We start from the raw sequence: 11428 nt of genomic DNA on the forward strand, positions 1-11428 counted from the left end.
GCACACTACCGAGCCGCACTGTCAGGAGTCAATATGGTGTTCGCCTATGACGTCGAGGCGTCGCTGACCTCGACCGCCATCCTCGTCAACACTCTGCCCGAGCTCTCCCCGTCCCGCGAGGACGAGATGGCCACCCTCGAACACCTCGACGATTTCCTGCTCGACAACCGCTACACCGGGAGCCGCGACGGGTCGCCCGCCGAACTGGAGGCGGTGCGGATGATTCGCTCCCCCCTCCGCGCCCTGTGGCTCACCCGGGCCGAGGAGGATCTGGTGCCGGTGGTCAACGGGATGCTGGAGACGGGTCGAGCGCTGCCGCAGCTTGTGCGACACGGCCCCTACGGCTGGCACCTGCATGCGACGCGCGACGAGAGCCCACTCGCGACGCGCATTCTGGTGGAGGCGGCGATGGCATTCGTCGACGTGATCCGTGGGGACGAACGCGAGCGGATCCGGATCTGTGCGGCGGACGACTGCGAGGCAGTCCTCGTCGACTTCTCTCGCAACCGGTCCAAGCGGTACTGCGACACGGGCAACTGCGGCAACAGGGCGAACGTCGCGGCGTATCGGGCGCGGCGGGCTTCGGCCTGACGCTGCCGCGGCCGGGAGCCGCGGCCCTAGCTATGGCCGATCGCCGCATGTAGACTCGCGCGGTCGGCTCTTGACACCGCACGTTCTCGTGTGGATGGGTTTGTTAGTCAAGTGGGCCGAGTCTCCGACAGTCGTCGTGAGACGAATCACATGTGTGAATCGGCCCCGGTCAATGACTCGCCCGGGTTCTCCCCCCTGCTGCCTCCGCAGCAGTACAGCGTTCGGACCCCTCACCACGGGGCTTCTCGGATGTCGCCTTCCTCGCGCACGACCTGAACCCAGGAAGAACTGCCATGCCCAAGAACAAGAAGCCCGCCGGCGGACGTCCGGCGAAGAACTTCGAGCCCAACCGCTTCGGCGCCTCAAGCGGCAAGTCCCAGCTCGGCGGCCGCTCACGCGTCCCCGCCGCTAAGCCCGGCTCTCGTAGCGAAAGCCACCGCGGCTTCCGCCCCGTCGACGAGAACGCGCCCAAGAAGGCGCGCTGGAACGCCGACGAGCGCGCCGCCCGTGCCGGTGAACGCAGCGAGCGCCCGGCCGGCGCATATGACCGGAACGAGCGGCCCTCCCGTGGGTACGACGGCAACGCACGTCCGGCACGGGGCTATGACCGGGATGCGCGGCCGGGTCGTTCGTACGATCGGGATGCGCGGCCTGCTCGCGGAGACGACCGAGACGCGCGTGCGGCCCGTTCCAGTGACCGCAACGACCGGCCTGCACGCTCGTACGATCGGAGCGAGCGCCCGGCCGATCGGCCGATGCGCTCCTACGACCGCAACGACCGGCCTGCGCGATCGTTCGATCGCAGCGACCGACCCGCCCGCACGTACGACCGCGGTGAGCGTCCTGCCCGCGGCTACGACCGTGACGCGCGTCCTGCTCGACAGGACGATCGCGGCGAGCGTCCCGCCCGTTCCTACGACCGTGACGCGCGTCCGGCTCGCTCTTCTGACCGCACCGTGCAGCCTGCTCGCTCGTACGACCGTGACTCCCGTCCCGCCCGCAGCCATGACCGCGGCGAGCGCCCCGCTCGCTCCTTCGATCGCGACTCGCGGCCCTCACGTCGCGACTCCGGTTCCGACTTCTTCCCGAGCCGCAACGCTCGCGCGCAGCACCAGGCCGACGACGTCGTGCTCGAGCGCCTGGAGGCGACGGCCACCCTCGCGGTCGACGTCGAGGGCGTCACCTTCGGCGATCTCGGACTGGGTGGAAACATCGTCCGCCAGCTGGCCGAGCTCGGAGCGGCGGCGCCCTTCCCGATCCAGGCCGCGACCATCCCCGAGGTGCTCGCAGGCAAGGATGTCCTCGGCCGCGGCAAGACCGGCTCCGGCAAGACGATCGCCTTCGGCGCTCCCGTTGTCGAGCGCCTGATGGAGAACAACGGAGCCAAGGGCCGCAAGCCCGGACGTGCACCGCGTGCGCTCATCCTGGCTCCGACGCGCGAGCTCGCCATGCAGATCGACCGGACGATCCAGCCGATCGCCCGCTCTGTGGGTCTGTTCACGACGACCATTTACGGCGGCGTTCCCCAGTACAAGCAGGTGGGTGCGCTCCAGCGTGGCGTCGACATCGTGATCGCCACGCCGGGCCGCCTCGAGGACCTCGTCGAGCAGGGCCGCCTCGATCTCTCGAACATCACCATCACGGTGCTGGATGAAGCCGACCACATGTGCGACCTGGGTTTCCTCGAGCCGGTGCAGCGGATCCTCCGCCAAACCGCCGACGGTGGCCAGCGCCTGCTGTTCTCGGCCACGCTCGATAAGGGCGTCGCGACGCTCGTCGACGAGTTCCTGGTCGACCCGAGCGTGCATGAGGTCGCTGGCGAAGACCAGGCGTCCTCGACCATCGACCACCGCGTGCTCCTGATTGAGCACCGCGACAAGGCCGAGATCATCGAGCAGCTGGCTTCGCGTCGGGGCAAGACGCTGATCTTCGCCCGCACCCGCGCCTTCGCGGAGCAGCTCGCCGAGCAACTCGACCACGCGGACATCCCCGCGACGAGCCTGCACGGCGACCTCAACCAGTCGCGCCGTACGCGGAACCTCGCTCTGCTGACCAGCGGACGGGTCGACGTGCTGGTGGCGACCGATGTCGCCGCGCGCGGCATCCATGTTGACGACATCGACCTGGTGATCCAGGCCGACGCGCCCGACGAATACAAGACGTACCTGCACCGCTCCGGCCGCACCGGTCGCGCCGGTAAGAAGGGCACGGTCGTCACGCTCATCACCCGCAACCGCCGCCGCCGGATGGAGGAGCTGCTCGACCGGGCCGAGATCGAGGCTGACATGGTCGAGGCGCGACCGGGCGACCGACTCCTGGATGACATCAGCGCTCCGGCCGAGTAGCCGACTCCCACACGACGAGAGGCGCGAATCCCTTCCTGGGGTTCGCGCCTCTCGTCGGCCCCGGCGTCGCCCGCAGAGAAACGCCACAGGGCGGACACCTCACGGTGCCCGCCCTGTGGCGAGATCAGCAGCCGGTTTTAGCTGGCCGGGGGAGTCAGAACGGTGTCGATGAGGTACACGGTTGCGTTGGCGGTCTGAACGCCGCCACAGATGACGGACGCATCGTTGACCTTGAGGTCGTTGCCGGAACCGGTGACGGTCAGGTTGCCGCCCTGGACTGTGGCGTGGTCGCCAGCGATCGCGTCAGGGGCGATCTGGCCGGGTACGACGTGGTAGGTCAGGATCGTGGACAGCGTGGCCGCGCCCTCGGGCGTCTTCAGAGTCGCGACGGTTGCCGGGTCCAGCTTGGCGAATGCTTCGTCGACCGGCGCGAAGACCGTGAACTCGCCGCTGTTCAGAGTGTCGACAAGGTTGACGTCAGGGTTGAGGCCACCGGAGACGGCAGCGGTCAGGGTCTTGAGCAGTGGGTTGTTCGAGGCGGCCGTGGCAACCGGGTCGAGGGCCATGCCGGCGACTGATCCGGAGCCCTCAGGAACCTGCTGGGCGTAGGTGGCGCAGCCGGGGCCCACGAGGTTCGCGGCGGGGTCCATGGTCGACATGGGGGTCGAGGAGGCGGAAGACGACGAGGTGGCCATCGGCGTCGACATGCCAGTCGCTGCATCGCTAGGGGCAGTGGTCGAGCCACTGCCGCTAGAACAAGCAGTAAGGCCGAGGGCGGCGGTGCCCAGCAGGGCGAATGCGGCGAGAGCGGAGCGCTTGGTGGATCGCATGGGATATCTCCTTCATGAGACGGCCCCCACGTGACGCGGAGGACCTGTTCTGTGTGGACCGTTTCGCGGCCGTTGGTATGTGTTCGGAGCCCTCCCTGAGAAGGTTTGGAAAACGTTCGGCAATCTCGGTAACAGCTTTGTAACGGGGAGGAGCGGGGAGCTCTCGCCGCGCGGGGGCAGCTCGGCTGCGTCGATTACCCTGGGACGAGTCGCGCGCGCGAAGGCGAGCCAGACGCCCACAGGACGCCGAGTCGCCCGGATGCGTGATCAGGACGAGAGGATGAGCGAGTGCAGACGCGAGGCGCACGGGTGGCACGCGGAAGCGTCGCTGCACTTGCCGCGACGGCCACTGCCGCCGCCTCGCACACCCTCGCCGGCGCCGATGTGCCCGCACCCGCGATCCTCGCCCTGGCTGCGGCTTTCGCCGTCGTCGTCTGTGTCTTCCTCTCAGGGCGTCGACTGGCGTTGCCGCGCCTGACCGCATCCGTACTGCTCAGCCAGCTGGCCTACCACGCTCTCTTTCTGGTCGCGGGCAGCGGAGGAGGGGTGAGCGTCGTCGACACGTCCGGCGGCGGAGCGCACGTCCACGATGACTCTCCGGTCGGCTTGATGACGATGGGAGGCGCGCATGCCGCGCATGGACCAGCCATGCTCGTCGCTCACCTCGCCGCAGCGGTACTCACGATCGCGATGCTCCGACACGGCGAACAGGTTTTCTGGACGCTCGGCGCGACGCTCGAGCGGGTCGTGGTGCAGATCGTCGCAGGGGACTCGTCGCTGATCACGCCGAGGAGCCCAAGCGTCGCCGTCGTCGGAGCCCCGGCGCCCCGCACGCCGCGCACTCTCGACACTGTCCTCTCGGTCCTCCGGCACCGCGGGCCACCCGCACGCGCCACCCGCGCCCTCTGACGTCGCTCCCGTGCGGGAACGGCGTTCGGCGCTCTCGCACGCACCGCAATCCCGCGCTGCGTTCTCATCATCGGCGCTCTGCCGACATCTCTGAGGACTCCATTCTCATGACCACCTCCGCTTCTCCTTCCTCCTCGCGCCGCAGACTCGCCGGGAGCGGTGCCCTCGTTGCCGCTGCGTCCATCGCCCTGGCACTCGCCGCCCCGTCCCCCGCAAGCGCCCACGTGACCGCAGCCGCGAGCAGTACAGCAGCCGGTTCCTACACTGTGGTGACTTTCTCTCTGGCACACGGCTGCAAGGGATCACCGACGACCGGACTCACCATCACGATCCCGGAGGGCATCAACTCCGTCAGCCCGACCATCAATCCGAACTGGGAAGTCATGAAAAACGAGGTTGCGATCTCCGCGCCGGTGACTGATGCGCACGGGAACACGGCGACCAAGCGCGTCTCAGACGTCGTCTACACCGCCAAGACGCCGCTCGCCGATGGCTACCGCGACACCGTCGCACTACAGCTCCAGCTCCCGGAGGACGCGGCGGGCTCGACTCTCGCCTTCCCTGTGCTGCAGACGTGTGAAGTCGGCTCGACGTCGTGGGACCAGCCGACCGTCGAAGGGCAGGACGAGCCGGAACTCCCCGCTCCGACCGTCGCGGTGACCGCGGCGGAAGAGGGAAAGGGCCACCACGGCGGACACGACGACAGCGACGGAGCGGTGACAACCGCTGCCTCAGCCGGCACTCCCGCTGCGGGCGACGACGACGTCTTGGCGCGCGTGCTCGGCGTCGGCGGGCTCGTCGTCGGAGCAGTGGGAGTGGCCATCGGGCTCGCATCCCGTCGGCGCGCGCCCCGGGCGTCCGCGTGACTCGTCGCAGTCTCCTGATGGCCGCCGCCGCGGTCGGCCTGCTCGGCTCAGCCGCGGTGGCGACGCCCGCTAGCGCACACAACTACCTTGTGTCGACGTCTCCCGCCGCTGACTCGACGGTGTCGGAGCAGCCCGGGACGCTCGTGCTGACCACGAACGACGACCTCCTGGTACTCGGGAACGACGGAGCCGCTGCGGCTCTGCGTGTCGTAGGACCCGACGGGCTCTACTACGGGGACGGCTGCGTGAGCGTCGTCGGTCCGGAGGCGACCATGCCGCTCGAACTGGGCCCGGCAGGCGCCTACGAAGTGACGTGGCAAGTGGTTTCGACGGACGGCCACCCAGTATCAGGGCAGTACGCGTTCGACTGGGCGCCGGCCGAGGGCGTGGCTCTCGCGAAAGGCTCGACCTCGAGACCGGATTGCAATGGGACCGTCGCTGTGTCGGATGCTCCGGGTGAGACCGCAGCGAGCGTCGAGAGCGAATCGGGAGCCGATTCCGCTCTGCTCGGCGATGTCATCTGGATCGGCGGGGCTCTCGCCGCAGTTGCTGCCGCGATAGGGGTAACGCTCGTCGTGTTGCGGAGGCGGCCGACAAGCTGACGCTCGTTGGCCTCCTGAGCTCAGCGTGGCTCAGCTCAGGAGGCCCGCCAGCGGACCCTCGTGGAGACTCGTGAGGACGGCGGCGGCGTCCTCGTACACGGCTACTGCACCCGCCTCCAGGAGTTCGTGCTCGGAGGTGCCGCCCGAAAGTACTCCCACGGTCGCGAGCCCAGCTCGCTTGGCGGCCAGGACGTCCCAGGTCGCATCCCCCACCATGATCGCGTAATCAGCCGAGGTACCCGCGCGCTCCAGGGCGATGGAGATCAGATCAGGGGCAGGCTTCGCCGTTGAGACGTCCGCGCCGCTCGTCACTGCGTGGACTGAACCGCCGAAGTCGAGCACGTTGAGCAGGATGTCGAGTTCGTTCTGGGGCGCCGATGTCGCCAGCACGACACGAACTCCGTGACCTACGAGAGTCGCAACCAATTCGTTAGCTCCGGGAAGGGACGTAATGCGAGCGGTGGTCTCGGCGTAGTTCTTGGAGTGCAGCGTCTTCACTTGCGTTCGCAACCCGTCCGACGCCTCATTCTCAAGAAGCAAATCGAGCAATTCAGATGAGTCTGCTCCAATGGCGCGCTGAATCCGCCATGCCGGGACGTCGAGGTCGCACTGCCAGAATGCGCGCGACCACGCCTCGACGTGGAGAAAGTTCGTATCGGCGAGCGTCCCGTCAATGTCGAAGAGGACCGCCGTTGTTTCCCCCGTCGCCTTAGGCCGGTTCTTCCCTGCCGCCATCCCGCCGCTCCTCCTGCTCGTTCCGTGCCCGCCCGCGTGACCCTTCCACGCTACGCGGGCGCGTTGAAGCGGACGCGCCCCTTGACGTCAGCCACTTCCGCAGAACCCGTCCGGTCACCTGTCACGGCTCGGCGTCAGCGTCTTGCCTGTCGTCCCGTTCTGTGCGCGCCGCGAGCTCTGGCGCCGCCGGAGTCGTCGTGTGCCGTCGTCCCGTGGGGCTGATCCAGTGCAGCGTCCCGTCTGCGTCTTGTCGGCTCGTCCAGCTAGTTGTGTGGCGGAGGCGGTGGTGGTGGCGGCAGAGGTGCGCGAGGTTGTCCGCTGAGGTGGTGCCTCCGTGCTGCCAGTCGGTCGTGTGGTCGAGGTCCGCGTGCCGAGTGCTGCGCGTGCAGCCGGGGAAACGGCAGGTTGCGTCTCGGTGCTGCAGGTGGCGTTTCAGGTCTGAGGGCACTCGATAGGAGTCGCGGCCGACGGACAGGACGGCGCCGTTCTCGGGGTGAGTCAGCAACCGGGTGAAGGACGGCGCTTCTGCCGCGAGTCGTCGCGCAGTCTCGGGGTCGAGCGGCCCGTAGCCGTCAAGTACTGCTGGCTGGTCTGAGCGTCCGAGGAGTGTCAGCGCCGGGACCGTGACGGCGATCTCTGGTCGGAGTCCGGCGGATACCTTCGTCGTGCCTTTGTGGTCGGTCGTCTCGCCGTCGAGCAGTAGTGCGGCTGCGACGTCGGCGCGCAGCTGTCCGAGGGTCCGTTCCTCCTCGGGAAGATCGGCGAGTGATCGCGCCGCCCGGTCGATCCGGTCGAGGGCGCCGACTACGTCGGGCGCAGCGGCGTAGAGGTGGAGGATCGCCATGCCGTCGTCGAGTCCTTCTATCCACAGGGAGCGGCGGCGGGCGCAGTCCCGGTGCCGCTCCGTCAGTGTTTGCGGGTGGAGCTGTTCGCGCAGCGAGCGCAGCTGTCGGCGCAGTTGAGGAGGTGTGCAGGCGGCGGCCATGGTCGCCGCGTCCTCGTCGAACCGTTTGCGAACTTCGGGTGGCACGTCTAGCACTGCTCGCACGATTATTCGCGTGTGCTCGGGAGAGAGCTGCCCGTCCGCTAGCGCCCGCAGAGTTGTGGGTAGCTCGTTGACCAGGAGGCGTGCTTCGTCGACGAGCGCGGTCGCGTGCGTCTCAGATACCCGCAGTCCGGTGGCGAGTTCGGCGATCAGCGCTCGGTGCGCCGCCTGCGCCCGATTCGCGTGCATCTGCGTGTGGGCGCCGACGAGTGCTTCCGGCGTCGCGATCGCCGAGCGGCGTGCTTCCTCGATGCTCACGTACCGGGCTGCTTCCACCCGTGATCGTTCGGCGTGCAGCGTGCATACCCTGGTCACCGCCGCCGCAAGCGTGTCGTTGGATCCGCCGGGCCAGGTTGGCATCGTCGTTGTAGTCATAGACACAGCGAACCGCTGCTTGACCCCGGCTGCGCACGTTTCGTTCATGCCCGTCAGACAACTCCAGAATGTCAACCCTGTGGAGGAGTCTTTCCCGTCGCCTGGGCGTCAGGCGTACGCGCGTACGGTCTCCCTGATGGTCTCGGCGTACGTGTAGATCTCGTCGAGCGCTGAAAGGGGGTGGCGCGTCTCGTTCTTCTCCGCGTCGAAGGTTCCGAGGTACTTCTGCTTCCGATTGAAGTGCAAGCGCGCGACGGGCTTTCGGTTGTTGTCGTCCAGAATCACGGCGAAATACGACTTGGCGTCCCGCTGTGCGATTCTGTTCACTTTCACTTCGCTGCAGGCGATCGCCTTGATAATTTGGTAGCCCTCCAGCTCTTCGAGCGTCGTTTCGAGATCGCTCTGCTCCTCAAGTTCTTCCTCGACCACTGCCTGGCTAGTCAGGGTCTGCTCGGCTGCGAGAGCTTCCGTTCGCGGGAAGTTCGGCGCTCCGAGAGCGGTCTTCAAGCGTTCGTTCACCTGTTCGTTGAGGAACTGCTTGGACGCCTTTGAGACCAGTGCCGAAAACTGCTCGCGCACCTTCTGTGTGTAGGCCCCTTCGTACACGCGGGTGGTGAAGAACTTGATCCACTCGTCGCTTGGGCTGGCGAATTGGGCGCCGAGTTCGCGTTTCAGCTGCCCAATGTACTTCAGTTCACCGGCAGCATTGATAATCGAGTCGAGGTCGAATATCTCTTTCGTCAGCTTCATCAGCTCGGGGATCAGCGTCTCATCAATGTCCGTCACGTCCAAGACGAGGAATGGCTTCGCATCCATGCGATTTGGGGCGTCGAGGTCAGTGTAGAAGTGGTACTGCTCGCCGTTGGTGAGGATCGCTATGCGCGCATTCGTGACTGCAAAGTACCGGAAGAGTTGCGAAGCGTGTTCGATCCGGAGGGGCTCTGAGGATTTCTTGCATTCGATCAGCATCTGTACGTCGCCGTGGTGGACGATCGCGTAGTCGATCTTCTCGCCCTTCTTCACGCCGACATCAGCGACGAATTCCGGAACCACCTCGAGCGGATTAAAGACGTCGTACCCGAGGATCGTCGAGATGAAGGGCATCACGAAGGCGTTCTTCGTCGCCTCCTCGGTCTGGATGATCTCGCGCTGCTGGTGGACCTTGGTCGCAAGAGCGATCAGCCGTTCAGTGAATTCCACGGTTCTCCCCGATGATGCTGCGGTGTATACGAATCATCGAATAGTCTCCGATGCCCGTCGGACAGCGCCACCCCCCACCCGGGTCGCGCTCACACTCTTCGCGGCACCGTGAACACCGTTTCGACTCCCGGCGAGTACAGCACCGAGTCCGGAGCCCGCCCGGTCAGGCCAGGGAACCCCGCCAGGGTGAGGAGCCCGTCGTCCAGCGCCAACAGTTCCGCGCTCTGCAGTGGCCAGGGCCGATGCAGATTGCGCCCATACCAGGTGGATCCGAGGTGTCGCTGGTGATACGCCCACCGCGATGTCAGGAACGAGGCGAGCGGATCGTCGACTGCCCCGGGTGTCGGCCGCACCACGATCCGCGAATGTGCCGCTGCGTCGACGTGCCGGGCGGTCTCGTAGATCACCGCACCGTGGCGCTGCTCGATACTCATCTGGCCCCAGCGGTAGGGAAGGCCGAACACTAACCGCGCCGTCAGCACCGCAACGAGGTGCGAGGCCTCGAGCGAGACGAAGACGACTCCGCGGCACCCCTGCCGGTCGACCGAGTAGAGCCGCACGTTGACCTCGGGGAAGGTACCGAGCCAGGGCACTCGCGGGCCCCCGAGGAACGCTGTGCGCGAGAGTCTGAAGGGGATAAGGCCCACCCAGGACGACCCGTCATGCTCGTCGGGCCTGACTCCCGGCGGCAGGTGCGGCGCGACCAGAGCAGGGTCAACGCGCCAGTGCAAGAAGGTCGCCTCGGTCCAGCGCTGCTGAAGGATGCGCGGGCCGCCCAGCGGCGGCGCGGTACGGGTGACGGGTTCGACAGGGCTCACCCGTCCATCGTGCTCCCGTGCGCTGCGAGCTCGCCCGCTCGGGCCTACCTCGCGTGTCGGCGGCGCGTCGCGAGCGCCCGCAGCGGCCCGAGCATCAGCCGCGGAACCTGGTGCTGAACGGTCCGCGACCGCCACGATGGCCTGATGACCAGTACCACCGCCTCCGCCCCACCCCGCAGGAAGGACGTCCTCCTGCTGTGGGGGGCCGTCGCGGTAACGGTCCTCCTGTGGGCCTCCGCGTTCGTCGGCATCCGCGCGACGACCGAGGATTTCGGCCCCGGCGCCCTGACGCTTGGCCGCATCGTCGTCGGTTCGCTGGCGCTCACGGTCGTCCGTCTCGTCCTCTCCGCACGGAGGCGCCGCTCGGCTGCCGCTTCGGACCCGCGCACCGCGGTCCCACGCGGCCGGCTCCTCTTCCTTGTCCTCGGTTGGGGTGTGGCGTGGTTCGGCGTCTATAACCTGGCGCTCAATGCGGCCGAGCGGCATGTCGACGCCGGCACCGCCGCCCTGCTCGTCAACATCGCGCCGATGATCACGGCGGTTCTGGCCGGGCTTTTGCTTGGTGAGGGTTTCCCGCGGCGGCTGATCGCCGGCATGCTCGTCGCTCTGACGGGTGTTGCGGTGATCGCGTTCTCGACGTCCACGGGGCAGTTCGACGTCATCGGAGTCGTGCTCGGCCTGGTCGCGGCCGTCGTCTACGGCAGCGCGGCGACTCTGCAGAAGCGCCTTCTCGGGCGGATCGACGCGCCAACGATGACCTGGCTCGGCTGCCTCGCTGGCACCGTCGCCTGCCTGCCGTTCGCGCCCGAGCTGGTGGGATCGCTCCAGACCGCGCCTGCCTCCTCGGTGCTCGCCGTCGTGTACCTTGGCGTGTTCCCGACGGCGGTGGCGTTCACTACCTGGGGGTACGTCCTGGCCCGCTCCAGCGCAGGCCGCACCGCCGCCTCCACCTATGCGGTCCCCGCGGTCGTGGTCCTGTTGTCGTGGCTCGTGCTCGGTGAGACGCCTCCGCTAGCCGCTCTGCTCGGAGGAGCTCTCGCGCTCGCCGGAGTGGCCGTGGCGACGCTGCGGAGGAGCCCCCGCGCGGCCTGAGGGGCGCAGGCTCCTCCACA

At 67.6% G+C, this 11428-nt stretch carries 11 protein-coding genes; 6 read left to right on the forward strand and 5 right to left on the reverse strand.

Going from position 1 to position 11428, the window contains the following annotated elements:
• Positions 1–33 precede the first annotated feature (33 nt).
• Both HRF29_RS12570 and HRF29_RS12575 read left to right on the forward strand, forming a co-directional pair.
• Positions 34–591, forward strand: a complete 558-nt coding sequence (locus tag HRF29_RS12570; RefSeq protein WP_173249171.1) for a CGNR zinc finger domain-containing protein — start codon at positions 34–36, stop codon at positions 589–591.
• 293 nt (positions 592–884) lie between these two features.
• Positions 885–2936, forward strand: a complete 2052-nt coding sequence (locus tag HRF29_RS12575) for a DEAD/DEAH box helicase (protein WP_173249172.1) — start codon at positions 885–887, stop codon at positions 2934–2936.
• A 137-nt stretch (positions 2937–3073) separates the two neighbouring features.
• On the opposite strand, the gene HRF29_RS12580 is transcribed toward HRF29_RS12575, so the two are convergent.
• A complete protein-coding gene (locus HRF29_RS12580; RefSeq protein WP_173249173.1) occupies positions 3074–3766 on the reverse strand; it encodes a fasciclin domain-containing protein in 693 nt (230 codons plus the stop codon).
• Between the two features lie 309 nt (positions 3767–4075).
• Between HRF29_RS12580 and HRF29_RS12585 the strand changes: the two genes are divergently transcribed.
• From HRF29_RS12585 to HRF29_RS12595, 3 genes are all read left to right on the forward strand, one after another.
• Complete coding sequence (locus HRF29_RS12585) at positions 4076–4675, forward strand: hypothetical protein (protein ID WP_173249174.1); 600 nt, start codon at positions 4076–4078, stop codon at positions 4673–4675.
• Between the two features lie 107 nt (positions 4676–4782).
• Positions 4783–5541 carry a YcnI family copper-binding membrane protein gene (locus tag HRF29_RS12590; RefSeq protein ID WP_173249175.1) on the forward strand — a complete coding sequence of 253 codons (759 nt, stop codon included), beginning with the start codon at positions 4783–4785 and terminating at the stop codon, positions 5539–5541.
• A complete protein-coding gene (locus HRF29_RS12595) occupies positions 5538–6143 on the forward strand; it encodes a copper resistance protein CopC (RefSeq protein WP_173249176.1) in 606 nt (201 codons plus the stop codon). The genes HRF29_RS12590 and HRF29_RS12595 overlap by 4 nt, the downstream gene beginning before the upstream one ends.
• Positions 6144–6173: 30 nt before the next feature.
• Here the strand turns inward: HRF29_RS12595 and HRF29_RS12600 are convergent, their stop codons facing one another.
• The 4 genes from HRF29_RS12600 to HRF29_RS12615 form a co-directional block, all read right to left on the reverse strand.
• Positions 6174–6878, reverse strand: coding sequence for an HAD family hydrolase (locus HRF29_RS12600; RefSeq protein WP_173249177.1), 705 nt, complete (start codon positions 6876–6878; stop codon positions 6174–6176).
• A gap of 121 nt (positions 6879–6999) precedes the next feature.
• On the reverse strand, positions 7000–8181 hold the full coding sequence (locus HRF29_RS12605; protein ID WP_173249178.1) for a DUF222 domain-containing protein: 1182 nt from the start codon (positions 8179–8181) through the stop codon (positions 7000–7002).
• Positions 8182–8406: 225 nt separating this feature from the next.
• Positions 8407–9498: a type I restriction endonuclease gene (locus HRF29_RS12610; RefSeq protein WP_173249179.1), complete on the reverse strand. Its 1092-nt coding sequence runs from the start codon at positions 9496–9498 to the stop codon at positions 8407–8409.
• An 89-nt stretch (positions 9499–9587) separates the two neighbouring features.
• Complete coding sequence (locus tag HRF29_RS12615) at positions 9588–10316, reverse strand: DUF2071 domain-containing protein (protein WP_173249180.1); 729 nt, start codon at positions 10314–10316, stop codon at positions 9588–9590.
• A 144-nt stretch (positions 10317–10460) separates the two neighbouring features.
• Here HRF29_RS12615 and HRF29_RS12620 point away from each other — a divergent pair, with 144 nt between their 5' ends.
• Complete coding sequence (locus HRF29_RS12620; RefSeq protein ID WP_173249181.1) at positions 10461–11408, forward strand: DMT family transporter; 948 nt, start codon at positions 10461–10463, stop codon at positions 11406–11408.
• The last annotated feature ends 20 nt before the right edge of the window (positions 11409–11428 follow it).

The sequence above is a fragment of the Rathayibacter agropyri genome (assembly GCF_013249015.1).
Lineage (GTDB): Bacteria > Actinomycetota > Actinomycetes > Actinomycetales > Microbacteriaceae > Rathayibacter > Rathayibacter agropyri.